The sequence below is a fragment of the Mycobacterium asiaticum genome (genome assembly GCF_001673635.1).
GTDB lineage: Bacteria > Actinomycetota > Actinomycetes > Mycobacteriales > Mycobacteriaceae > Mycobacterium > Mycobacterium asiaticum_C.
This window is the reverse complement of the sequence record NZ_LZMH01000046.1, coordinates 24,190-49,005: the sequence shown is the minus strand read 5'-3', so window position 1 is coordinate 49,005 and position 24,816 is coordinate 24,190. Positions and strand designations below refer to the sequence as shown.

Annotated in this window: 20 protein-coding genes; 10 read left to right on the top strand and 10 right to left on the bottom strand. The window is 67.0% G+C overall.

Translation table 11 applies throughout. The features are described 5' to 3' along the window. Positions 1-36 precede the first annotated feature (36 nt). The 3 genes from A5645_RS13925 to A5645_RS13915 are packed head-to-tail and all read right to left on the bottom strand — an operon-like array spanning position 37 to position 2,363. A complete protein-coding gene (locus tag A5645_RS13925) occupies positions 37-543 on the bottom strand; it encodes a DUF1003 domain-containing protein (protein WP_065037748.1) in 507 nt (168 codons plus the stop codon). Further along, positions 540-1,847: a magnesium transporter MgtE N-terminal domain-containing protein gene (locus tag A5645_RS13920; RefSeq protein ID WP_065037749.1), complete on the bottom strand. Its 1,308-nt coding sequence runs from the start codon at positions 1,845-1,847 to the stop codon at positions 540-542. Before A5645_RS13920 ends, A5645_RS13925 begins: the two co-directional genes overlap by 4 nt. A 51-nt stretch (positions 1,848-1,898) precedes the next feature. Continuing rightward, on the bottom strand, positions 1,899-2,363 hold the full coding sequence (locus A5645_RS13915) for a DUF4190 domain-containing protein (protein ID WP_065129954.1): 465 nt from the start codon (positions 2,361-2,363) through the stop codon (positions 1,899-1,901). A gap of 117 nt (positions 2,364-2,480) precedes the next feature. Here A5645_RS13915 and A5645_RS13910 point away from each other — a divergent pair, with 117 nt between their 5' ends. From A5645_RS13910 to A5645_RS13885, 6 genes are all read left to right on the top strand, one after another. Beyond that, the gene (locus A5645_RS13910; RefSeq protein WP_036357647.1) at positions 2,481-2,996 is read left to right on the top strand and encodes a YflT domain-containing protein; all 516 of its coding nucleotides are present in this window, start codon (positions 2,481-2,483) and stop codon (positions 2,994-2,996) included. 69 nt (positions 2,997-3,065) lie between these two features. Further along, positions 3,066-4,406, top strand: coding sequence for an extracellular solute-binding protein (locus A5645_RS13905; protein ID WP_081288347.1), 1,341 nt, complete (start codon positions 3,066-3,068; stop codon positions 4,404-4,406). Continuing rightward, positions 4,403-5,284 carry a carbohydrate ABC transporter permease gene (locus A5645_RS13900; protein ID WP_065129913.1) on the top strand — a complete coding sequence of 294 codons (882 nt, stop codon included), beginning with the start codon at positions 4,403-4,405 and terminating at the stop codon, positions 5,282-5,284. Before A5645_RS13905 ends, A5645_RS13900 begins: the two co-directional genes overlap by 4 nt. Positions 5,285-5,288: 4 nt before the next feature. Next, positions 5,289-6,113 carry a carbohydrate ABC transporter permease gene (locus A5645_RS13895; protein ID WP_065129953.1) on the top strand — a complete coding sequence of 275 codons (825 nt, stop codon included), beginning with the start codon at positions 5,289-5,291 and terminating at the stop codon, positions 6,111-6,113. A 4-nt stretch (positions 6,114-6,117) separates the two neighbouring features. Continuing rightward, complete coding sequence (locus tag A5645_RS13890) at positions 6,118-7,290, top strand: ABC transporter ATP-binding protein (RefSeq protein WP_065129912.1); 1,173 nt, start codon at positions 6,118-6,120, stop codon at positions 7,288-7,290. Next, entirely contained in the window at positions 7,287-7,874 is a 588-nt protein-coding gene (locus tag A5645_RS13885; RefSeq protein WP_065037753.1) for a suppressor of fused domain protein, read from the top strand. Before A5645_RS13890 ends, A5645_RS13885 begins: the two co-directional genes overlap by 4 nt. Positions 7,875-7,961: 87 nt before the next feature. Here A5645_RS13885 and corA read toward each other — a convergent pair whose 3' ends face one another. Then, positions 7,962-9,062, bottom strand: coding sequence for a magnesium/cobalt transporter CorA (gene corA, locus A5645_RS13880; RefSeq protein WP_065129952.1), 1,101 nt, complete (start codon positions 9,060-9,062; stop codon positions 7,962-7,964). A 189-nt stretch (positions 9,063-9,251) separates the two neighbouring features. Between corA and A5645_RS13875 the strand changes: the two genes are divergently transcribed. Genes A5645_RS13875 through A5645_RS13865 form a run of 3 tightly spaced genes read left to right on the top strand, consistent with a single transcriptional unit; the run spans position 9,252 to position 12,333 of the window. Further along, entirely contained in the window at positions 9,252-10,241 is a 990-nt protein-coding gene (locus tag A5645_RS13875) for a malate dehydrogenase (protein ID WP_065037754.1), read from the top strand. 50 nt (positions 10,242-10,291) lie between these two features. After that, the gene (locus tag A5645_RS13870) at positions 10,292-11,488 is read left to right on the top strand and encodes an NAD(P)-dependent malic enzyme (protein ID WP_436405499.1); all 1,197 of its coding nucleotides are present in this window, start codon (positions 10,292-10,294) and stop codon (positions 11,486-11,488) included. Next, positions 11,485-12,333: a glycine betaine ABC transporter substrate-binding protein gene (locus A5645_RS13865; protein WP_065129910.1), complete on the top strand. Its 849-nt coding sequence runs from the start codon at positions 11,485-11,487 to the stop codon at positions 12,331-12,333. The genes A5645_RS13870 and A5645_RS13865 overlap by 4 nt, the downstream gene beginning before the upstream one ends. A gap of 3 nt (positions 12,334-12,336) precedes the next feature. Here the strand turns inward: A5645_RS13865 and A5645_RS13860 are convergent, their stop codons facing one another. The 4 genes from A5645_RS13860 to A5645_RS13845 form a co-directional block, all read right to left on the bottom strand. Further along, a complete protein-coding gene (locus tag A5645_RS13860; protein ID WP_065037779.1) occupies positions 12,337-13,167 on the bottom strand; it encodes an SDR family NAD(P)-dependent oxidoreductase in 831 nt (276 codons plus the stop codon). A 69-nt stretch (positions 13,168-13,236) separates the two neighbouring features. Continuing rightward, entirely contained in the window at positions 13,237-14,070 is an 834-nt protein-coding gene (locus A5645_RS13855) for an SDR family NAD(P)-dependent oxidoreductase (protein ID WP_065129909.1), read from the bottom strand. A gap of 154 nt (positions 14,071-14,224) precedes the next feature. Then, positions 14,225-17,947: a multifunctional oxoglutarate decarboxylase/oxoglutarate dehydrogenase thiamine pyrophosphate-binding subunit/dihydrolipoyllysine-residue succinyltransferase subunit gene (locus A5645_RS13850; protein ID WP_065129908.1), complete on the bottom strand. Its 3,723-nt coding sequence runs from the start codon at positions 17,945-17,947 to the stop codon at positions 14,225-14,227. A 128-nt stretch (positions 17,948-18,075) separates the two neighbouring features. Continuing rightward, positions 18,076-18,831, bottom strand: coding sequence for a hypothetical protein (locus tag A5645_RS13845; protein WP_065037759.1), 756 nt, complete (start codon positions 18,829-18,831; stop codon positions 18,076-18,078). Between the two features lie 160 nt (positions 18,832-18,991). On the opposite strand from A5645_RS13845, the gene A5645_RS13840 reads away from it, so the two are divergent. Further along, positions 18,992-20,773, top strand: coding sequence for an MFS transporter (locus A5645_RS13840; RefSeq protein ID WP_253867001.1), 1,782 nt, complete (start codon positions 18,992-18,994; stop codon positions 20,771-20,773). A gap of 8 nt (positions 20,774-20,781) precedes the next feature. Here A5645_RS13840 and A5645_RS13835 read toward each other — a convergent pair whose 3' ends face one another. Together A5645_RS13835 and A5645_RS13830 are read right to left on the bottom strand one after the other, a co-directional pair. Then, the gene (locus A5645_RS13835; RefSeq protein WP_065129906.1) at positions 20,782-24,183 is read right to left on the bottom strand and encodes a TM0106 family RecB-like putative nuclease; all 3,402 of its coding nucleotides are present in this window, start codon (positions 24,181-24,183) and stop codon (positions 20,782-20,784) included. A gap of 41 nt (positions 24,184-24,224) precedes the next feature. Then, entirely contained in the window at positions 24,225-24,812 is a 588-nt protein-coding gene (locus A5645_RS13830; RefSeq protein ID WP_065129905.1) for an LppP/LprE family lipoprotein, read from the bottom strand. Positions 24,813-24,816 lie beyond the last annotated feature (4 nt).

Here is a 24,816-nt window from a genome sequence, read left to right as displayed (position 1 = left end):
CTCGTAACGGGAGTTGCGCAATGGCCGAGTTGGTTCTCAGCTGGATTTCTTAGCCCGCCGATCGGCGCCGTCCTGCAGCTCGGTCAGCAGGGTGCGCAGGCTCTCCAGCTCGTGGCGCAGGTAGTCGCGCGTCGCCACCTCGCCGATGGACAGCCGCAGGGCGGCCAGCTCGCGGGCCAGATATTCGGTGTCGGCCTTGGTCTGGGCCGCGCGGCGGCGGTCCTCCTCCAATGCGACTCGGTCGCGGTTCTCCTGGCGGTTCTGGGCGAGCAGGATCAGCGGCGCCGCATACGCCGCCTGGGTGGAGAAAGCCAGATTGAGCAGGATGAACGGGTACGGGTCCCAGCGCCAGTGCACGGCCCACAGGTTGAGCATGATCCAGATCACCACGAACACCGTCTGCAGCAGCAGATAGCGGCCGGTGCCGAAGAAGCGGGCAATCGACTCGGTGATCTGCCCGACGGCCTCGGGATCCAACCGCGGCGTGAACCGGCGCGAGGTCCGCGGGGTGTACAGCCGTCGCGGCGCAGCTGAGTTGCTCACAGCGCTCCTCCGCCCCGGGGCGGCCGGCCCGCCGGATCCAGCTGCGGCACGTCCACCCGCCAGTCATGCGGGAGGAGGTGATCCAGCAGGTCGTCAACGGTGACCGCGCCCAGCAAGTGGTTCTGGTCGTCGACCACCGGCCCGCACACCAGGTTGTACGCCGCGAAATACCTCGTCACGGCGCCCAGCGGCGTTTCCGGGGTCAGGGTCAGCAGATCATTGTCGACGATTCCGCCGACCAGTTCGGCCGGTGGGTCGCGCAGTAGCCGCTGCAGGTGCACGCAGCCCAGGTAGCGTCCGGTCGGGGTGGCCGTCGGGGGACGCGCGACGAACACCATCGACGCCAGCGCCGGGCTCAGGTCCGGGTCGCGCAGCCGGGCCAGCGCCTCGGCCACCGAGGTGTCCGGGGTGAGCACCACGGGGTTCGACGTCATCAAACCGCCGGCTGTGTCGGGGGAGTGCTTCAGCAGCCGGCGCACCGGGTCGGAATCGTCGGGATCCATTCGGGTCAGCAGCACTTCGGCGTCGCTGGGGTTCAGCGTGCCCAGCAGGTCGGCGGCGTCGTCGGGATCCATTTCTTCCAGCACGTCCGCGGCGCGCTCGGTGCCCAGCTGGGACAGCACCTCGGCCTGGTCCAATTCGGGCAGTTCCTGCAGGATGTCGGCCAGCCGCTCGTCGCCGAGAGCCTTGAACACCTCGTACCGGCGTTTGGTGGGCAGCCCGCGGATGGCGTCGGCGACGTCGACGGCGCGGCGACCCTCGAACTGTTCGAGCAGCTCCGCCACACCCTGCCCGGGCATGGCCAGGGCCGAAGGCGTCAGGCCGTGCACGTTCTGCCACTCCACGACGTGCACCGGCCCGCGCCGCCTCAGTCGTCGATGGGTGCGGACGGCGACCCTGGTCACCACCCAGTCCCGGGTTCGGGTCTGTTCGATACCCAGGTCCGTGACCACCACGTCCAATCCGGCCAGCTCCGGCAGGTCCGGATCGTTGACCCGCACCGGGGTGTCCAGCACTTGACCCATGGCCAGCACTTCACCTGGCCGCTGCTCGAAATGGCGCAGCGAGACGTTGCCGGTGTTCAGCGTCACGGCGTTGGGCTCGATGGCGGCCACCCGAAGGATCGGGATGAATATGCTGCGGCGGGTCGCCAGGTCGACGACCAGCCCCAGGACGCGGGGTTGCTGGCGCACGATGCTGATGCTGATCACCACGTCGCGCACCCGCCCGAAGGATTCGCCGAGTGGACCTAACACCATCATCCGTGGCAGCCGCGCCACGTACACCCTGTTGACCGAACCCATGAGGAAAGCGTAGGCAGCCCGGTGCGAGTCGGCAGGTTCGGGCGGCAGGGGTCAGGCGCCGATCACGCCCAGCCCCAGGATGAAGAGGTAGAAGAGCAGGGTCACGACGCTGATAACGATGCCGCCGACGGCCAGGCCGTGGCCGTCTTCGCGCGTCCGCTTGATCTGGCTGAGGGCGACGTTGCCGCACACCACCCCGACTATCGAACCGACGCAGCAGAAGACGCCGAGGATGCTCGCGACCAGCGAGGTGATCGCCATGGTGTTCATCCCCGAACGCCGAGTGCCGTACCCGGCGGCGTACTCCCACCCTGGGTGATAGCCGCCGGGGTAGCCGCCGTACGGGGGCGGCATGGGAGGTGGATATGGGAGCGGGTAACCGGCCGCGCCGTCCGGCGGGTAATCCAGCGGCGGCGGACCCGGTGGCGGGGCCCCCGGCACGGCCCATGGCGAGTCGTAGATCGGCTGCTCAGCGGGTCGTTCGTACTCGCCGGAGGAGCCGCCGGGCGCTGTCATGGTGATCAACGTAGCCTACGGTCAGGCACCCCCGCCCAGGTCAAATCCGCAGCCCGGAGAGTGCATTTCGGTTGCCGAGGTGTAACGATGGCCGAGGCAGGAGAAAGATGAGGATCGATGACTAGCCCATTCCAATCGGGACAACCGCCAGCCGGCGGGGCTGGGGGCCGGCGAAACGTGCCGGCATTGCCGACGCCGCCCAAAGGCTGGCCCGTCGGTTCGTATCCGACCTACGCCGAGGCGCAACGCGCCGTCGACTATCTCTCCGACCAGCAATTTCCCGTTCAGCAAGTGACCATCGTCGGCGTCGACCTGATGCAGGTGGAACGCGTCACCGGCCGCTTGAGCTGGGGCAAGGTCCTCGGCGGAGGAGTCCTCAGCGGGGCGTGGCTGGGGCTGTTCATCGGGTTGGTGCTCGGCTTTTTCAGCCCCAATCCGTGGGGCGCGCTGATCACGGGTCTGATCGCTGGGGTTTTCTTCGGGTTGATCACCTCAGCGGTGCCGTACGCCATGGCGCGCGGTACCCGGGACTTCAGTTCGACCATGCAACTCGTGGCGGGCCGCTACGACGTGCTCTGCGACCCGCAGAACGCGGAGAAGGCGCGAGATCTGCTGGCACGTTTGGCGATCTGACCCGTGGGTTCTCGCCGGCGGCTGCGGCGGTGGGGCACGGCCGCGTTGGCGGCGCTGATCGCCGCGTCGATGCCCGCCTGCGGTTCGGTCGCTCGCGGAGTGGTGATCAGCCTTTACACGCCGGCCACCGATGGCGCGACATTCCGCGCGGTGGCGCAGCGTTGCACCGACCAGGCTGACGGCCGCTACCGCATCCAGCACGTGAGCCTGGCCAGATCTCCCGACGAGCAGCGGCTCCAGCTGGCCCGACGGCTGGCCGGGCACGACCGCACCCTGGACGTGATGGGCATTGACGTGGTGTGGACCGCAGAGTTCGCCGAGGCCGGGTGGGCACTGCCGCTCGCTGCGGACCCCGCTGGCCGGGCCGAGAGCGACGCGAGCGTGGACACCTTGCCGGGTCCGCTCAAGACGGCTACCTGGAAGCGCCGGCTGTACGCGGTGCCGGTCACCACCAACACCCAACTGCTCTGGTATCGAACGGATTTGGTGCGGCTCCCGCCGCGCGACTGGGCCGGCATGGTCGCCGAGGCGACGCGCCTGCAGGCGGCCGGGCAACCGAGCTGGATCGCCGTACAGGCCAACGAGGCCGAGGGCCTGGTGGTGTGGTTCAACACGCTGTTGGCCAGCGCCGGCGGACAGGTCCTGTCCGAGGACGGGAAGAGCGTCACCCTGACCGACACCCCCGAACACCGGGCCGCCACCGTGACGGCGTTGCGGATCATGAAATCGGTAGCCACCGCGCCCGGGGCCGACCCGTCCATCACCCGCAGCGACGAGGGCAGGGCGCGCCTGGCGGTCGAACAGGGCAAGGCCGCGCTGGAGGTCAATTGGCCTTATGTGCTGGCCTCGATGCTGGAGAACGCGGTGAAAGGCGGGGTGCCGTTCCTGCCGCTCGACCGCCTGCGCGAATTGGCCGGCAGCATCAACCGCTTCGGCGCCTTCGCGCCCAGCGACGAACAGTTCCAGGTCGCCTACGCCGCGAGCCAGAAGGTGTTCGGTTTTGCCCGCTACCCCGGGGTGCTGCCCGGGCAGCGGGCCAAGGTGACGATCGGCGGGCTGAATTTGGCGGTGGCCGGCACCACCCGTCACCGCGCGGAGGCGTTCGATGCCGTCCGCTGCCTGCGTAGCCTGCAGAACCAGAAGTATGTCGCGGTCGAGGGCGGGCTGCCGCCGGTGCGGACCTCGCTGTACTCCGACCCGCAGTTCCAGGCGAAGTACCCGATGTACGGCACGATCCGCCAACAGCTCACCGACGCGGCGGTGCGGCCCGCGACGCCCGCCTACCAGGCGGTGTCGATCCGGCTGGCGTCGGCGCTGAGCCCGATTACCGCGATCGACCCCGAACGCACCGCCGACGCGCTGGCCGCCGAGGTGCAGAAGGCCATTGACGGCAAGGGACTGCTGCCGTGAATCTGCAGCTGACCCCTGAGCGTCGCCTGGCCTACCTGCTGGTCGCACCCGCGGTGACCCTGATGCTGGCGGTAACGGCCTACCCGATCTGCTACGCGGTGTGGTTGAGCTTGCAGCGCAACAACTTGGCCACCCCCGACGACACCGCGTTCATCGGTTTGGGCAACTACCAGACGATCCTGACCGACCGGTACTGGTGGACCGCGCTGGGTGTCACCCTAGGGATCACCGTGGTGTCGGTGGCGCTCGAGTTCGTGCTGGGATTGTCACTGGCGCTGGTGATGCACCGGACAATGGTCGGCAAGGGGCTGGTGCGCACCGCGGTGCTGATCCCGTACGGCATCGTCACGGTGGTCGCGTCATACAGCTGGTATTACGCCTGGACGCCCGGCACCGGCTACCTGGCCAATCTGCTGCCCGACGGGAGCGCCCCACTGACACAACAACTTCCGTCGCTTGGGGTGGTGGTGCTGGCCGAGGTGTGGAAGACGACGCCGTTCATGGCACTGCTGCTGTTGGCCGGGCTGGCGCTCGTGCCCGAGGATCTGCTGAAGGCCGCGCAGGTCGACGGCGCGGACCCGTGGCAGCGGTTGACCAGGATCATCCTGCCGATCATCAAGCCGGCGGTGGTCGTTGCGCTGCTGTTCCGCACGCTGGACGCGTTCCGCATTTTCGACAACATCTACGTGCTCACCGCCGGGGACAACAACACAGGTTCGGTGTCAATCCTGGGCTACGACAACCTGTTCAAGGGTTTCAACGTGGGCCTGGGTTCGGCGATCAGCGTGCTGATCTTCCTGTGCGTCGGGCTGATCGCGATCGTCTTCATCAAGTTGTTCGGCGCCGCGGCTCCGGGAGGTGGCGCCGGTGACAGGTGAATCGCTGGGTACGCGACGCGCCACATTCTGGGTCGTCGTGGACACGTTGGTGGTGCTGTACGCGCTGCTGCCGGTGCTGTGGATTCTGAGCCTTTCGCTCAAGCCGACATCAAAGGTGAAGGACGGCAGGCTGATCCCGTCGTCGGTGACGCTGGACAATTACCGCGGCATCTTCCGCGGCGACTTCTTCAGCTCGGCGCTGATCAACTCCATCGGGATCGGGCTGACCACCACGGCCGTCGCGGTGGCGCTCGGCGCGATGGCGGCGTATGCGATTGCGCGGCTGAACTTTCCGGGCAAGCGGGCGCTGGTCGGCATGACGCTGCTGATCACCATGTTTCCGGCGATCTCGCTGGTGACACCGCTGTTCAACATCGAACGCGCGATAGGGCTTTTCGACACCTGGCCGGGATTGATCCTGCCGTACATCACCTTCGCGCTGCCGCTGGCCATCTATACGCTCTCGGCGTTCTTCCGCGAGATACCGTGGGACCTGGAGAAGGCGGCGAAGTTGGACGGCGCGACGCCGGCTCAGGCGTTCCGGATGGTGATCGTGCCGTTGGCCGCCCCGGGGATGGTGACGGCGGCGATTCTGGTCTTCATCTTCGCCTGGAACGACCTGCTGCTGGCGTTGTCACTGACTGCCACCAAGGCGGCCATCACGGCCCCGGTGGCGATCGCAAACTTCACCGGCAGTTCGCAATTCGAGGAGCCGACCGGATCGATCGCCGCCGGCGCGGTGGTGATCACCATCCCGATCATTGTCTTTGTTCTGATCTTTCAACGACGGATCGTCGCCGGGTTGACCTCTGGCGCTGTGAAGGGATAGCGCGATGGCCGAGATTGTGCTCGAACACGTCAACAAGAGTTACCCCGACGGTCACACGGCGGTACAGGACCTCAGCGTCACCATTGCCGACGGCGAGTTCGTGATCCTGGTCGGCCCGTCCGGGTGCGGCAAGACGACGACGCTGAACATGATTGCCGGACTGGAAGACATCTCATCGGGCGAGCTGCGGATCGGCGGTGAGCGGGTCAACGAGAAGGCGCCCAAGGACCGCGACATCGCGATGGTGTTCCAGTCCTATGCCCTGTACCCGCACATGACGGTGCGGCAGAACATCGCCTTTCCGCTGACCCTGGCCAAGATGTCGAAAACCGACATCGCGCAGAAAGTGGAAGAGACCGCCCGGATCCTCGATCTGACCGAGCTGTTGGAACGTCGGCCCGCGCAATTGTCCGGTGGTCAGCGGCAACGGGTGGCGATGGGGCGGGCAATCGTGCGTCACCCCAAGGCTTTCCTGATGGACGAGCCACTGTCCAACCTGGACGCCAAGCTCCGGGTGCAGATGCGCGGCGAGATCGCCCGCCTGCAGAAGCGGCTGGGCACCACCACCGTGTACGTCACGCACGACCAGACCGAGGCGATGACGCTGGGTGACCGGGTGGTGGTGATGCACGCCGGAATCGCCCAGCAGATCGGTACGCCCACCGAGCTCTACGAGCGGCCCGCCAATCTGTTCGTGGCCGGCTTCATCGGATCGCCCGCGATGAACTTCTTTCCCGCGACGTTGACGTCGATCGGCCTGGAACTTCCGTTCGGGGAGCTGACGTTGGCGCCGGAGCTGCAGCAGGTGATCGGCGAGCACCCCAAGCCGGACAACATCATCGTGGGCGTGCGGCCCGAGCACATCCACGACGCCGCTTTGATCGACGGGTACCAGCGCATCAGTTCGCTGGTTTTCCAGGTCAATGTCGATCTGGTCGAATCACTGGGCTCGGATAAATACGTGTACTTCACCACCGGCGGCCCCGAGGTGCACTCGGCGCGGTTGGACGAGGTCGCCGCGGAATCGGAGGTCAACGAAAACCAGTTCGTGGCAAGGGTTCCCACCGAGTCCAAGGCCGCCATCGGTGAACCGGTCGAGCTTGCTTTCGACACCCGCAAGCTAGCGGTCTTCGACGCGGACTCGGGGGTCAACCTCACCGTGCCGGCCGCGACGTGAGGCAGATTCTGGATCGGGTGCGCGCTCACCTGCGCGACCACTTCGACACCGAACCTGCTTCGGCGAGTGTGACATTCCTGGGCGCCGAACCGATCGAGGTGCTGAGGTTCTCCGCCGACGGGGTGGTGCATTACGTCTCGCTGGGTTGCTCGCGCTACCCGATGACGGATCCCACCGAAATGGTCGCCGACCCCGATCGCGGGCCGCGAGCCGAAGTCGTTGTCTCGCTGCGCAATCCCGAGCCTGCCACCGGTTTGGCGCGCAGCATCGCGGTTCTGGCCGCGACGCCCGCGGTCGACGGTGTGGTGCTGGTCCCCGATGCCCTGATCGACCTCGGCTCGCCGCTGTGGACGAGTCCGTCGGTCCGGGTGCCCTTCAGCGCGGTGTTACTGGGTCGCAGCGAGATCGCCGACCTGCCGCTGGATCCGCCCCGCGACCCGGTGCAATTCCTCAGCGCCACACCGATCACGGCGACCGAGGCGGCCTGGGTGCGGTTGAAGGGCGCCGAGGCGATGCGCCAGGCCTGGCAGACCGACGGAGTCGACGTGCTTGATCCCACTCGTCCTGCGGCCCAGCCCCGTTGACCGGTTCCAGTCGCGCCGAGTGTGCATTTCGCGACGCGACATGCCGACGCCGCGTCGTAAACCTCACATTCGAGCCGGGATATGGATCTAAAGCCAACCGCGTTTGCGGAAGCTGAAGTACAACGCCACACAGATCACCACCATCACGGTGATCACCGAGGGGTAGCCCCAGCGCGAATCCAATTCCGGCATGAAGTGAAAGTTCATCCCGTAGATCCCGGCGACCATGGTGGGCACCGCGATGATGCCGGCCCATGCCGATATCTTGCGCATGTCCATGTTCTGCTGCATGCCGACGCGGGCGAGCGCGGCCTGAACCAGCGAGTTCAGCATGTCGTCGTAGCTGGCGATCTGTTCGGCGGCCTGCGTCTGGTGGTCGGCGACGTCGCGCAGGTACCGGCGCACTTCCTTGGAGATCAGGTCCTTGTTCTCGATCTGCATGCGCTGGAACGCACCCGACAGCGGGGCCACGCAGCGGCGCAGTTCGACGACCTCACGCTTGAGCAGGTAGATCGGTTCGACGTCGATGTTCTTGCCGGGGGCGAATGCGACCACCTCGATGGTGTCGACGTCGTCCTCCATCAACGCGGTGACATCCAGGTAGTGGTCCACCACGTAGTCGGCGATCGCGTGCATCACCGCGTACGGGCCCAGGCGCAGATGGTCGGGATTGCAGTCCATGCGCTTGCGCACCTCGTGCAGCCCGCCGTGTTCGCCGTGGCGCACGGTGACGACGAAGTCGTGGCCGACGAAGATCATGATCTCGCCGGTCTCGACGATCTCGCGAGCCAGCGTCACCGAATCGTGCGGCACATATTTGACCGTCTTGAGAACCAGGAACAACGAGTCGTCGTAACGCTCCAGCTTCGGCCGCTGGTGTGCGTGCACGGCGTCCTCGACCGCCAGCGGGTGCAGGCCGTAGACGTCGGCGACCTGCTGCATCTGCGCCTCGTCGGGCTCGTGCAGCCCGACCCAGACAAATGCCTCGGGCGCCTCGGGAGCCCTGGCGCGGACTTCGGCCAGCGCCTCGGCGGGGGTGTACTTCCCCGGCAGCCGCCGGCCGTCGACGTAGACACCGCAATCGACCAGCGTCTGGGCCGGCGGGTTGGCAACGGGGTGTACGTGCTGTTGGCGGGGCCGGGCGACCGGTCTGAGTGCTTCAGGTAGTGCGTCAAAGCCAGGGAACACATCCACCTCCGATCGCAGCGCAAGTCTGCAGGCCGTGGCAATGGTACGCGCCCTGCGACCACATCGAGGGGCTCGATGTGGCGGTCAGCAGGTAATTCGCAGCTGCGCAGCGGACCGAAAATTTCCCAGCGTCGACGGTGCGCTAGTTTCGTCCCGGAACCCAAAAGATCTTTAAGGAGCAGAACCGACGTGAGCGCAAGTCCTCTCAAGGTCGCCGTCACCGGTGCGGCCGGCCAGATCGGCTACAGCCTGTTGTTCCGCCTGGCCAGCGGCTCACTGCTGGGCCCGGACCGTCCGATCGAACTGCGTCTGCTCGAAATCGAGCCCGCCCTCAAGGCGCTCGAGGGCGTCGTGATGGAACTCGACGACTGCGCGTTCCCGTTGCTCTCGAACGTCGAGATCGGTGCGGATGCCAACAAGATCTTCGACGGCGTGAACCTGGCTCTGCTGGTGGGCGCCCGTCCGCGCAGTAAGGGCATGGAGCGCGCCGACCTGCTGGAAGCCAATGGAGCCATCTTCACCGCCCAGGGCAAGGCGCTCAACGAGGTCGCCGCGGACGACGTCCGGATCGGCGTCACCGGCAACCCCGCCAACACCAATGCGCTGATCGCGCTGAGCAACGCCCCGGACATCCCGAAGGAGCGGTTCTCGGCGCTGACCCGCCTCGACCACAACCGGGCCATCTCGCAGCTGGCCAAGAAGACCGGCGCGGCCGTCACCGACATCAAGAAGGTGACCATCTGGGGCAACCACTCGGCCACCCAGTACCCCGACATCTTCCACGCCGAGATCGGCGGCAAGAACGCCGCCGAGGTGGTCAACGACCAGGACTGGATCGAGAACGACTTCATCCCGACCGTCGCAAAGCGCGGCGCCGCCATCATCGACGCGCGCGGCGCTTCCTCGGCGGCCTCGGCCGCGTCGGCGACCGTGGACGCCGCCCGCTCCTGGCTGCTGGGCAGCCCGGACGGCGACTGGGTGTCGATGGCCGTCTTCTCCGACGGCTCCTACGGAGTGCCCGAGGGCATCGTCTCCTCGTTCCCGGTGACCACCAAGGACGGCAAGTGGTCGATCGTGCAGGGACTCGAGATCGACGAGTTCTCCCGCGGCCGCATTGATGCCACCACCGCCGAATTGGTCGACGAACGCAATGCCGTCACCGAACTGGGCCTGATCTAGCAGATTAGGGGCAGTTCGGACCGGCCAGTACCCTGGGGGCCGTGTCACAAATGCTTCAAGCAACGGAGCGCGACCGTGAGTCGAATGCGCAGGTCGTGATCACCGACGAGGAGATCTTCGACGCGCACGTGGGCGGGAAGCTGTCCGTAGGCCCGACGGCACCGCTGGACACCCAGCACTCGTTGTCCATCGCCTACACACCGGGCGTGGCCCAGGTCAGCCGCGCGATCGCCGCCGACCACACCCTGGCCGCCCGCTACACCTGGGCGAACCGGTTGGTCGCGGTCGTCAGCGACGGCAGCGCCGTCCTCGGCCTCGGGGACATCGGGCCGGCGGCGTCGCTGCCGGTGATGGAAGGCAAGTGCGCGCTGTTCAAGGAATACGGCGGGCTGAACGCAATTCCGATCGTGCTGGACACCAAGGATCCCGACGAAATCGTCGAAACGCTGGTGCGGCTGCGTCCGACGTTCGGCGCCGTCAACCTCGAGGACATCTCGGCGCCGCGTTGCTTCGAGATCGAGCGGCGGGTCATCGAGGCGCTGGACTGCCCGGTGATGCACGACGACCAGCACGGTACGGCGGTGGTCGCGCTCGCGGCGCTGATGGGCGCCACCAAGGTGATCGGCCGGGACATGTCCTCGCTGCGGGTGGTGGTCTCCGGTGCCGGTGCGGCCGGCGTCGCGTGCGCCAAACTGCTTCTGGCGATGGGTGTTCCGGACATCACGGTGCTTGACTCCCGCGGCATCGTGCACACCGGCCGGGACGACATGAACAACGTCAAGATGGACCTGGCGCGGCGCACCAACCCTGATCGTCGCACGGGCGGCCTGGTCGAGGCGCTCGACGGCGCGGACGTGTTCCTCGGGGTGTCCGGGGGAGTGGTCCCCGAAGAGTTGATCGCCACCATGGCGCCCGGCGGCATCGTGTTCGCGCTGTCCAACCCGGACCCGGAGATCCATCCCGAGGTGGCGGCCAGGCATGCGGCGGTGGTGGCCACCGGTCGCAGCGACTTCCCCAACCAGATCAACAATGTGCTGGCGTTCCCAGGGATTTTCCGGGGTGCGCTGGACGTCGGGGCGCGCCGGATCACCGAGAAGATGATGGTGGCCGCCGCCGAGGCGATCTACTCGGTGGCCAGCGACGACCTGGCGATCGACCGGATCGTACCGAGTCCACTGGACCGGCGCGTCGGCGTCGCGGTCGCCAGGGCGGTGGCGCTGGCCGCGGAATCCTCCGACTGGGAGTGAACATCGGCAGGCTGGCCGCCGCGGTGCTCAGCGCGGTGCTGGTGCTGGCCGGTTGCTCGTCGGCGGACCGCCAGCCCGAGTTGGTGGTCGGATCCACTCCGGGCGCCGATGCGAGACTGCTTGCGGCCGTGTATGTTTCGGCCCTGCGGTCGTACGGGTTTCCCACGCGGGCCGACACCGCCGAGAACCCGATTAAGAAATTGGACGCGGGTGATTTCATGGTCGTCCCCGCCTACACCGGCACGACGCTGCGCAGCCTGCAGCCCGGCGCGACGGCGTTGTCCGACAAAGAGGTGTACCAGGCGATGAACGCGGCGCTTCCCGAGGGCGTGGCCGCCGGCGACTACGCGACCGCCGCCGAGGACAAACCGACGGTGGTGGTGACGCCGACGACCTCGGGGGCTTGGGGTGGCAGCGATCTGAGCCTGTTGCCCGGGCATTGCGACGGATTGACCGTGGGCATCGTCCGGGGTTGGCGGCCCCCCGCCACGGTGGGTTCCTGCCGGATGCCGGTGCCGCGCGAATTCCCGGATGACGCAACGCTATTCGCGGCACTGAGGACCGGCGAGGTGACGGCGGCCTGGGCCACCACCGCTGACCCGGGCATACCGTCAGACCTGATCGCGCTGGCCGACAGCAGCAAATCCGCGCTCATTCAGGCCGAGAACGTGGTGCCGTTGTATCGCCGCAACGCGTTGCGCACCCGCCAGCTGCTGGCGATCAACGAGGTCGCCGGGGTGCTCGACACCGCCACGCTGGCGAACATGCGCCGCAAGGTGGGCGAGGGCGCCGCCCCGCAGGTGGTGGCCGACGGCTGGCTGGCGGAGCACCCACTGGGGCGTTGAAGGTCAGTGGTTCTTGCGCACCAGCTGGCTCATGAACAGCTCGGTGATCCGCTGATAACCAGACCCGGCGATCCGGACCATCAGGTCCAGCGCCTTGGCGTCCGGGCCTACCAGCACTCTGGCGTTGTTCTTACGCACGGCCTGCAGGATGATCTTGGCGGCCCGCTTGGGGCTGGTGTTGGCCAGCCGCTTGTCGAACAGCTGGGCCAGCTCGTCGCGGTCCAGGCCTTCGGCCACCGTGGCGTTGCGGGCGATCGCGGTCTTGATGCCGCCCGGGTGCACCGTGGTCACTCCGACCGGGTGGCCGTGCAGCCGCATCTCCTGGCGCAGCGCCTCGGTGTAGCCGCGGACGGCGAACTTGGCCGAGTTGTACGCGGAATAGCCTGGGACAGAAAACAATCCGAACACGCTGGAGATGTTGATCACGTGCCCGTCGCCGGAGGCGATCAGGTGCGGCAGGAATGCTTTGGTGCCGTTGACGACGCCCCAGAAGTCGACGTCCATCACCCGCTCGATGTCTTTGAATTGTTCGACTTCGACGTCACCGGTGTGGCCGATGCCGGCATTGTTGTAGATCTGGTTGACCTTGCCGAAGTGCTCGGCCACCTCGTCGGCGTAGGCCAGGAAGCGTTCGCGTTCGGTCACATCGAGCCGGTCCGCCTTGACCGGTGCGCCGATCGCCCTGAGCTGCTGTTCGGTTTCGGCCAGACCTTCGAGGTCGATGTCGCAGATCGCCAGGCTGGCACCGGACTTTCCTAACTCAAGGGCGAGCGCCTGGCCGATGCCCGAACCTGCCCCGGTGACGACGGCTACCTTGCCGGCGAACCCCTCCATGACCACCTTCTCCCTCGTGTTGCCTCGATAGAGAGGTTAACCGGTACCGGTGGTCTCATTTACGGCGCCTCAGCGCTGTGAGGGCGGTAGCAAGCGCGTGAGCGCGGGCACGAGCACCCGTTGGTATCCGGAACCCGTCAACCGAACCGCGATGTCCAAGACCTTGGCGTCGGCTCCGACCAGCACCCGGGCCTTGTTCTTACGCACCGCGCCCAGGATGATCTGAGCGGCTCGTTCGGGGCTGGTGTGGGCCATTTTCTTGTCGAACGCTTTGGCCATCTCCGCCGCGTCGAGGCCCTCGACGGCGGTGGCATTACGCGCGATCGCCGTCTTGATGCCGCCAGGGTGCACCGTGGTCACGCCGACCGGGTGGCCGGCGGCGATCATTTCCTGCCGCAGGGCCTCGGTGAAGCCGCGGACGGCGAACTTGGCAGCGTTGTACGCCGCCTGTCCCGGCACCGAGAACAAGCCGAAGACGCTGGAGATGTTGATGACGTGTCCGTCGCCGGACTCGATCAGGTACGGCAGGAACGCCTTGGTCCCGTTCAGCACGCCACCCCAGTCGACGTCCATCACCCGATCGATGTCCTTGAAGTGGCAGAGCTCGATGTCGCCGCTGTGTGCGATGCCGGCGTTGTTGTAGATCTGGTTCACCTTGCCGAAGTGCTGGTTCACCGCGTCGGCGTAGGCGACGAAGGACTCGCGTTCGGTGACATCGAGCCGGTCCGCCTTGACCGGCGCGCCGATGGCCTTGAGCTTCTCCTCGGTCTCTTTGAGCCCTTCGGTGTCGACGTCGCTGATGGCCAGGCTGGCGCCCGAGCGCCCCAGCTCGATGGCCAGCGCCCGACCGATGCCTGATCCGGCGCCGGTAATCACCGCGACCTTTCCGGCGAAACCCTCCATGAAAGCCCTCCCTTGTCTTGCGATCGTGATCGAGGCTAGCCGGACCGCCGGTGGCGCCGGCTGGTCACCGCACGAGGGCCCGCTGCAGGCCACCCAACGCGTCGCCGTGCAGGCACGCGCGCTCGCGGATGCGAACGGGGCGGGGCTGCAACCGCTAAGCGAAAGCCGTGTCCAAAATCTCCTGCTGCTCCACCGCATGCACTTTGGACGAACCCGACGACGGCGCGGACATTGCGCGCCGCGAGATCCGCTTGATCCCGCTCAGCTTGTCGGGCAGTACCTCGGGCAGGGTGAGGCCCAGCGTCGGCCACGCGCCCTGATTGGCTGGTTCCTCCTGCACCCAGAAGTACTGCTTGACGTTGTCGTAGCGGTCCAGCGTCTCGTCGAGCCGGCGCCGCGGCAGTGGCGCGAGCTGTTCCAGGCGCACGATCGCAATGTCATCCCGCTTGTCCTTGGCCTTGCGGGCCGCCAGCTCGTAGTAGATCTTGCCGCTGGTCAACAGGATTCGGGTGACCTTGCTGCGGTCGCCGTCGCCCTCGTCGTAGGTCGGCTCCTCGATCACCGAGCGGAACTTCATCTCGGTGAACTCCTTGATGTCGCTCACCGCGGCCTTGTTGCGCAACATCGACTTCGGGGTGAAGACGATCAGCGGGCGCATCACGCCGTCCATGGCGTGCCGGCGCAACAGGTGGAAATAGTTGGCCGGGGTGGAGGGCATCGCGATGGTCATCGAACCCTCGGCCCACAGTTGCAGGAACCGCTCGATGCGGCCGGAGGTGTGGTCGGGGCCCTGCCCCTCGTGCCCGTGCGGCAGCAGCAGCACGACGGTGGACAGCTGGCCCCACTTGGCCTCGCCGGAGCTGATGAACTCGTCGATGATCGACTGCGCGCCGTTGACGAAGTCGCCGAATTGCGCCTCCCACAGCACCACGGCGTCCGGATTGCCTACCGTGTAGCCGTATTCGAAGCCCACGGCCGCGTATTCCGACAGTGGCGAGTCGTACACCAGGAACTTGCCGCCGGTCGGGCTGCCGTCCTTGTTGACCGCCAGCAACTGCAGGGGCGTGAACTCCGCGCCGGTGCTGCGGTCGATGATCACCGAATGCCGCTGCGAGAAGGTGCCGCGGCGGGTGTCCTGCCCGGAGAACCGGACCAGCTTGCCCTCCGCGACCAGCGAGCCGAGCGCCAGCAGCTCGCCGAACGCCCAGTCGATCTTGCCCTCATAAGCCATCTCCCGCCGCTTGTCCAGCACCGGCTGGACACGTGAGTGCGCGGTGAACCCTTCGGGGAGCGCCTGGAAAGCGTCGCCGATCCGGGCCAGCAACGCCTTGTCCACCGAGGTGTCCAGGCCCGCCGGAATCATCTGGTCGGCTTCCACCGATGTGCTGGGCCCGACGCCGTGCTTCTCCAGCTCGCGGACCTCGTTGAAGACCTGTTCCAGCTGGCCCTGGTAGTCGCGCAGTGCGTCCTCAGCTTCTTTGAGCGAGATGTCGCCGCGGCCGATCAGGGCTTCGGTGTAGCTCTTGCGGACGCCGCGCTTGTTGTCGACGACGTCGTACATGTAGGGGTTCGTCATCGACGGGTCGTCACCCTCGTTGTGGCCACGCCGGCGGTAGCACAGCATGTCGATAATGACGTCCTTCTTGAACCGCTGCCGGAAGTCCACAGCCAGCTGCGCCACCCACACGCACGCCTCGGGGTCGTCGCCGTTGACATGGAAGATTGGCGCGCCGATCATCTTGGCCACGTCGGTGCAGTACTCGCTGGACCGGGAGTACTCGGGAGCGGTGGTGAACCCGATCTGGTTGTTGACGATGATGTGGATGGTGCCGCCCACGCGGTAACCCGGCAGGTTGGCCAGGTTCAGCGTCTCGGCGACCACGCCCTGGCCGGCGAATGCCGCGTCCCCGTGCAGCATCAGCGGCACGACGGAGAATGCCTTCGCCTCGTCGGTGTCGCTCGAGCCGTGATTGAGCAGATCCTGCTTGGCTCGCACCAGGCCTTCGAGCACCGGGTCCACGGCTTCCAGGTGCGACGGGTTGGCAGTCAGCGACACCTGAATGTCGTTGTCGCCGAACATCTGTAGGTACACGCCGGTCGCGCCCAGGTGGTACTTCACGTCGCCGGAGCCGTGCGCCTGCGACGGGTTCAGGTTGCCCTCGAACTCGCTGAAGATCTGGGAGTAAGGCTTGCCGACGATGTTGGCCAGCACGTTGAGCCGGCCGCGGTGTGGCATCCCGATCACCACTTCGTCCAGGCCGTGCTCGGCGCACTGGTCGATCGCGGCGTCCATCATCGGGATGACGCTCTCCGCGCCTTCCAGCGAGAACCGCTTCTGCCCAACGTATTTGGTCTGCAGGAAGGTTTCGAAGGCCTCCGCGGCGTTGAGCCGGCTCAGGATGTACTTCTGTTGCGCCACAGTCGGTTTGACGTGCTTGGTCTCGACCCGCTCTTCCAGCCAGCGCAGTTGTTCGGGGTCGAGGATGTGGGTGTACTCCACACCGATGTGGCGGCAGTACGCGTCGCGCAGCAACCCGAGCACGTCGCGCAGCTTCTTGTACTCGGCCCCGGCGAAGCCGTTGACCTTGAACACCCGGTCCAGGTCCCACAGGGTCAGTCCGTGGGTGAGCACCTCGAGATCGGGGTGGCTGCGGAACCGCGTCTTGTCCAGGCGCAACGGGTCGGTGTCGGCCATCAGGTGGCCGCGGTTGCGGTAGGCCGCGATCAGGTTCATCACGCGGGCGTTCTTGTCGACGATGGAGTCCGGGTTGTCGGTGCTCCAGCGAACCGGCAGGTACGGGATGCTCAGCTCGTGGAAGATCTCGTCCCAGAATGCGTCGGACAACAACATCTGGTGGATGGTGCGCAGGAAGTCGCCTGATTCCGCGCCCTGGATGATCCGGTGGTCATAGGTCGACGTCAGGGTGATCAGTTTGCCGATTCCGAGTTCGGCGATCCGCTCCTCGCTGGCCCCCTGGAACTCGGCGGGGTACTCCATGGCGCCGACACCGATGATTGCGCCTTGGCCGGCCATCAGCCGCGGCACCGAGTGCACGGTGCCGATGGTCCCGGGGTTGGTCAGCGAAATCGTCACGCCGCCAAAGTCTTCGGCGGTCAACTTGCCGTCGCGGGCACGCCGCACGATGTCTTCATAGGCGGAGACGAACTCGGCGAACCGCAGCTCTTCACACCGCTTGATGCCGGCCACGACCAGTGAACGCTTGCCGTCCTTGCCCTGCAGGTCGATGGCCAGGCCCAGATTGGTGTGCGCCGGGGTGACCGCGTTCGGCTTTCCGTCCACCTCGGCGAAGTGCCGGTTCATGTTCGGGAATTTCTTGACCGCCTGCACCAGCGCGTAGCCAAGCAGGTGGGTGAACGAGATCTTGCCGCCACGAGTCCGCTTGAGCTGGTTGTTGATGACGATCCGGTTGTCGATCAGCAGCTTGGCCGGGATGGCACGCACACTGGTCGCCGTCGGCACATCCAGCGAGGCCGACATGTTCTTGACGACCGCCGCCGCCGCGCCCCGCAACACCTGCGCCTCGTCGCCCTCGGCGGGCGGGGGAGTGGGCGCCTTGGCAGGCTTTGCCACCGGCTCGGGAGCTCCGTTTCCGGCCGCGGTCGACTTGGCGGGTTTGACGGGGTCGGGCGGCGCGGGCTTCTCTGCAACGGCGGCCGCCGCGGGCTTCGGGGCAGGCTCGGCCTTGGGGGCGGGCTTGGATTCGGCCTGCCCCGAGTCGCCGCCCGGTTCGGGGTTGTAGTCGACCAAGAACTCGTGCCAGCTCGGGTCGACCGATGAGGGATCGTCGCGGAACTTGCGGTACATCTCCTCGACCAGCCACTCGTTTTGCCCGAATGGTGAACTTATGTTGGCCACGGCCGCTGTTCGCCTCAATTCTTCTGTTCGTCTCGAGTCCTGCAATCCCGAAACCGGGGCGCGCCTCACACCGTCAGTTCGGACCCATAAAGGCTAGCGCTTCGACCGCCGTTCGCCAGCAAGACCAACTAGCTGGCGTCCTGCACGCTGGGCAGCAGGTGGAGGGTGACCGGCCAGCGTGCCGGCGCCGGGCCGAACGCGGATCGGGCGTTGCGCAGCAGCCGCTTGCCGACCATGCGGTTTCCGATCGCGCCGATGATCGCTCCAATGCCGGCCGGCATCAGCTTGCCGAACATCAATGCCCCGCGCTTGAGGGCGAAGCGCTTGACGAAGTACTTGAACATCCGGGTGTTGAGCTTGGAGACCGCGGGAAGCGGCAGCGAAGCCATGCTTTCCGACACCCAGCCGCCGGTGGTGCGCCCGCCGCCGATCAGTTCGGCCACCGCTGTCTTGCTGTTGTCCCCGACCAGCACCGCCAGGATCAGCGCGCGGCGCCGCTCCCGATGATCGAGGGGAACGCCGTACACCGAAGCCAACGCCAACACGAACAGCGCGGTGGCTTCCAGGAACACCGCGGTCTCACCGGCGGCCGCGGACAATGCGGCCACCGTGCCGATACCGGGCAACGTCGCGGTGGCGCCGACCGCGGCGCCGCTGGCGGTCACCACGTGCAGGAAGCGCTTCTCCAGCTTGCCGACGATCTCGGCCGGGCTGGCGGCGGGGTGCGCGCGGCGCAACCGCGCCACATAGGCCTCGGCGGCCGGGCCCTGAACGCGCGAACTGCGTTCGATGACCTGCGCCAGAGCCCGGGTCGACCGTTTGGGCTTGCCGTTGCCGCCGGCCTCCTGCGAGTCGGGTAGCGACTTGTTTCGTCGAGCGCTCATGGTGCCTCTCTTGGGGATGGCTTCTCTTCAGGCTAACGCGCGTCCAGCAAAATTCGTGCCGGCCCGAAGGCCTTCCCCCAAACCGGCTGCGACGGCGCTTTCCGTGCGGCCGAAGAGCGCGGCCGATCAGCAAACGGGAATAATGCGTGCGGTGCGGTACATGAGCAGTCGGGCGGCCGGTGACGGCCTTGCCGGGAAGCCGTGGGCCGCGCTCTGGGCGATGATGCTCGGCTTCTTCATGATCATGCTCGACTCGACCATCGTCGCCGTTGCCAATCCGACGATCATGACCGCGCTGCGGATCGATTACAGCACCGTGGTCTGGGTGACCAGCGCCTATCTACTGGGGTACGCGGTGGTACTGCTAATCGCCGGGCGGCTGGGTGACCGGTTCGGCCCGAAGAACCTGTACCTGATCGGGCTGGTGGTCTTCACCCTCGCGTCGGTGTGGTGCGGGCTGTCGGGCAGCGCGGGCATGCTGATCGCGGCACGGGTGGTGCAGGGCATCGGCGCGGGAGTCCTTACCCCCCAGACTTTGTCGACGATCACCCGGATCTTCCCGGCCCAGCGCCGGGGGTCGGCAATGAGCATGTGGGGCGCCACCGCGGGCGTCGCCAGCCTGGTCGGGCCGTTGGCCGGTGGGTTGCTGGTGGACAGCCTGGGCTGGCAGTGGATCTTCTTCGTCAACGTGCCGGTCGGCGTCCTCGCGTTGGCGTTGGCGATCTGGCTTGTCCCGGAACTGCCGGTGCGCACCCAGCGGTTCGATCTGATCGGCGTCGCCCTGTCGGGGGCGGGCATGTTCCTGCTCGTGTTCGGCCTGCAGGAAGGTCAGTCGGCCGACTGGGCGCCGTGGATCTGGGCGGTGCTCGTCGCCGGCGCCGGCTTCATGTCGGTGTTCATCTACTGGCAGGCGGTCAACCACCGGGCACCGCTGGTCCCGCTCAACATGTTCCGCGACCGGGATTTCAGCCTGTGCAACATCGGGGTTGGCATCATCTCGTTCGCGTCGACGGCGATGATGCTGCCGCTGACCTTCTACGCCCAGTCGGTGTGCGGGCTGTCGCCCACCCGTTCGGCGCTGCTGTTGGCGCCGGTGGCGATCAGCAGCGGTCTGCTTGCGCCCCTGGTCGGCTTGATAATCGACAAGACCCACCCGGTGCCGGTGCTGGGTTTCGGGTTCTCGGCGCTGGCGGTCTCGATGACTTGGCTGTCGTTCGAATTGGAGCCCGGCACGCCGGTCTGGCGGCTGGTGCTGCCGTTCATCACGCTGGGTGTGGGCATGGCCTTCGTTTGGTCGCCGCTGGCCGCCACCGCGACGCGCAACCTGCCACCGGAGCAGGCCGGCGCGGGGTCGGGGGTCTACAACGCCACCCGGCAGCTAGGCGCGGTGCTCGGCAGCGCCGGCATGGCCGCCTTCATGACGGCGTGCATCAGCGCCGAGATGCCGCTCGGCGCGGCCACCTCAGCCACCTCGGCAAGTGAGGACGCGGGCCTGCAGCTGCCGGAGTTCCTGCGCGAGCCGTTCTCGGCCGCGATGGCTCAGTCGATGCTGCTGCCGGCGTTCATCGCGCTGTTCGGGATCGTCGCCGCGCTGTTCTTGGTCGGCGCGAAGGGATCCGCGGACAACCTGGCCGGCTACGCGCTTGGTGCGGACCCGGACGACGGCTACGACGACGACGAATACGTCGAATACATCCTGGAGCGCGACCCGGTCGCCGGTCCTTCGCTGCCCGACGGCGCGGACGACGACCCCGTGGTGACGCGGGTCCGCTACGCGCGCGTCGCCGCCCCCGTGGCGACCGGGCGCACCGCGCTGTCTGATCCGGTCAGGCCGGCCCACAACGGCTCGCACTTGCATGACGAGCCGCGGTATCGCCCGGTCGGGGGTTACCACGGGCAGCCGGATCCCGACGATTCCGACGGCTGGCACTGGTCGGGCTGACGTCGCCCTTACTCGGTAAGCGCAAGGAACGCGCCCAGGTCGACCAGCCCCGCCGGGGTAGCGGGCAAATATTGAGTCAGCACTTCCGATCGCACGATCACCGCCGCATACTGTGCCCGGCTGATCGCGACATTGAGCCGATTTCGGTTGAGCAGGAATGAGATTCCGCGCGGTACATCCTCGATCGACGAAGCCGTCATGGAGATGAACACCACCGGTGCCTGTCCACCCTGGAACTTGTCGACGGTGCCGACGCGGACGCCGTGCAGGTGGGCCGAGGACAGCTGGTCTCGGATCCGTTTCACCTGTGCGTTGTAGGGCGCCAGCACCATGACGTCCGATGTTTTCAGCGGCCGGGTGCCGTTCTCGTCGGTCCACGGGCGGTCGAGAATCCGCTCGATCTCGACCGCGATGGCCGCCGCCTCTTCGGGGCTCTCGATCGAATTCGCCTGGTGGCGAACCGAAAGCACTTGCACCCCAGCTCGGTACCCGGCCAGGTGGCGGGCCGCGGTCTGGGCGGTGTGGGAATGCAACCTGCCCTCATACGACAGCGCCGAGACCGCGGCGCACACGTCGGGATGCATCCGGTAGGAGCGGTCCAGGAAGTACCCGCGTTCGTCGGGCAGCGTGCGCTGACCGTCGACCAACCATTCCAGGGCGGAGATGTCGACCGGTTCGGGGTGGGTGCCCTGGCTGACCTGAGGCAACTGCTGCGGGTCACCCAGCAACAACAGATTGCGCGCGGCGGGCGCCACCGCAATGGTGTTGGCCAGACAGAACTGGCCCGCTTCGTCGATCACCAGCAGGTCCAGGCTGCCCGGTGGTACCCGGGTGCCGTTGGCGAAATCCCAAGCGGTGCCGCCGATTACGCAGCCCGCATGGTCGGCGATGAAGGCCGGGTAGGCGGTATGGTCGATCTGCTGCCAACGCACAGTGGCCCGATCGCCGCCCTTTTTGGCGACCACCGCTGGGTCCAGGCCGGCCTCGATCACGCAGCCCAAAACGTTCTCCACCACCGCGTGTGACTGCGCGACCACACCGACACGCCAGCAATGGGCGGTGACCAGTCGGTTGATCACTCGGGCGGCGGTGTGCGTCTTGCCGGTGCCGGGTGGTCCGTGCACCGCCAGGTAGGACGAGTCCAGGCTGAGCGTTGCCGCAGTGATGTCCGCGACGGTGTCGGTGCTGCGCGGCAGCAGTGCCCCGTGGCGGGTGCGTGGGGCGTGGCGCAGCAGCAGGTCGATCAGGGCGGCGCGCGGCAGTCGGGGCAACTCGGCGGCCACGGCTTGCGCCGTCGTTTCGATCGATGCCCGCAACGGCTTCGTCGGTACCGGCGCGCCGGGGGTGAGCGCAAAAGGCAACTGGTCAAAAGTGTTGCCGTCCTTGCCCGCTCGTTCGATGATGACGGCTTGGCTGGGTGAACTCGGGTCGTCGACTTCGATGACATCGGCGTGCGCTGCCGCCCGGCGCTCGGGATCGTCGGTCATGGACGGCGGAGCGGGCGGCTCGTACAGCGCGTACACATGCCTGTTGAGGTCGCCGCGCGCCAGCTCGCCGGTCAGACGCACCCGCCGCTGCGGCTTGCGGGCCCGCGGGGGCGTGTGCCAGTCGACGTCGACGGCCGCCTCGCCGACGAAAACATCGGTGTTGTCCGACCACTCGTCCACGGGGTAGTTCAACCGGTCGAAATGTGACCACCAGAACGGCTTGTCTTCGCGTTGGTGATAGCCGCGGGCGGCGGCGACCAGCGCTACCGCCATCTGCTCGGGAGTGCGGTCATCGACGGCCGCGTCGCCGGTGAACTTTCGCAACGACGATGCGAGCTGGTCCTGGTCCTTGATGGTGTCCTGCTTTGGAACCGGTTGCACGCTCAGCGGCGTAACGCCGGATTCGAAGGCGCGGATGACGAGCCAGTCCCGCAGCTTGCGGGTCGACAGGCAGTCGTAGTGGTTGTATTCGGCGATCTCTTTGAGGACGGTGGTCGCCTCGTCGGCGCGGTCCTCGGCCAGCAGTTCGCAGTACCGTGCGTAGGACGTGATCGAGTCGGTGGCGGTGGTGACATCACCGGAGCGCAGTTGGTCGCCCATATACAGAGGCTCCAGCGCCTTGAGGCTGAAGGATTCCGCACCTACTCGAACGCTCCTGCGTACCAACGGATAAAGGTCAACCAGGACACCGTTGCGGAGCAGGTCGTCCACCTCGTCTTCACCGACGCCGTAGCGTCCGGCCAGCCGCAGTAGCGCAGTCTTCTCGTAAGGCGCGTAGTGGTAGATGTGCATGTCGGGATAGCGGCGGCGGCGCTTGGCGACCAGCGCCAGGAATTGGGTGAGGGCGGCGCGTTCGTCATTGCGGTTGTGGGCCCACAGCGGGCGGAAGGCTCCGGACGGTCCGGCCTCCAGCACACCGAATAGATATTCCAGTCCCCATTGCCGGCCATCTGCGGTCCACAGCGGGTCACCCTCGAAGTCGAAGAACAGGTCACCCGGGTTCGGCTCGGGCAGCAGGGCCAGCGGTTGCGGGTCGACGACCTCGAACTGCGGCCTACCGGTGGCCCGCTGCAGCATTTGCAACTTGGCCTGTGCGGATAGCTTTCCGAATGCGCTGGCCGACATGGTCTGTACGGTGCCGGTGTGCTCGGCGAGCTCCCGGACCGTGCCGATACCGGCCTCGATCAGCTTCTCCCGCTGGGTGACTCGCATGCCGGCGACGAGTAGTAGATCGTCGGCCGCCCGCACCTGCTCCACGCACAGTGGACAACGGAAACAGGCCTGCACCCTCTCGTCGTCCCAACGCACCGCGCGCCCTGCCGCATAGTGCTCGTCGAGCAGCAGTTCCAGCCGAGCCCGTTGGGACCGGTAGACCGGGATCAGCTCGTCCAGCCGGTAGCGCACCACCCTGCCGTCACCGAGTTCCAGCTCGGCATCGCCGGCGATCGGCACGCCCGCCGCGGTCAGCGCGTCACCGTAGGCTGCCAGCTGCAACAGCGCGGTGACCTTGGCCGAGCGGGCCAGCTTTGTGTCGGTGACCCGGTATCGATCGGCGTCGCGGACCAGGAAGTCGGCGAAACCCACGAACCGGCCGTCGAACATCGCCGCCTGGTACACCACCGGGGCGCCGTCCGCGATGGCCCGCCGAGTGGCCGCCGCGGCGGCCGTCAGCCCGGCAGGCGTGAAGGCGGGCCGGCCGATGACCACGACCTCACCGCCGAACTGCGCGCGCAGCCGGTCAAGCCGGCGGCGTTCGTGTGCATCGCCGAGAGCCGCAGTGCGAACGAGCATTTCATCATCGGTGGGCGCCGCGGGGCCCCAACCCAGCTTGGCATCGAAGCCTCGCAGCAGGGCGTATTCGCACCGCGCTGCGGACGCGAGGTCCGATGCGCTGTAGATGACCCTGCCGTCGGTGACGAACACAGCAGCAACTGTAGGGCAGGGGTGTGACAAGCAGCCGGTACTCAGCCGCGACTGTTGCCGATCAGCTCGACCCCGCTGCCGTTCCATCGGAGCCTCACCATGCTGCTCAGGCCAACGGCATTTGCGGACGTCAGCGCGACGGTGTCTCCGGTGCTCTGGGAGGGGTCAATCCCGGTGAACCCATAAGTGTCGGGCACACCCTGCGGGATGAACTTCCCGAGGTGAAACAACACCGCCCGGGTGGTCGGATTGCCACCGTTGGTGTTGGCGCGGATGATCACCGCCGACAGCTGTGCGCACTCGTTGTAGTTGCCGGCCAGCGGCTCCGGATCCCAGGGCTGCTGGCTGCGCGGGTCCCGCGGTAGTTCGGAAACCACCTTGGCGATCGTCGGCGAGGCCAGGTTGACCGCGCACGGATCAGGCGGCGGGGCGCCGCTCGGGGGCGGGGCAGCTACCGAGGACGGCGCGTTCGACGTGCTTGGCGCGGTTGTCGGCGGCTTGGTGGCCTGCGGCGTCTTGGCAACTGTCGAATCTCCGGAACCACATCCGGCTAACGCCACGGCCAATGCCACTGCTGATAAGGCGGCCAGTGGCGCGGCATGGCTAGGGGGCAACCACACACCGGGCACGGTA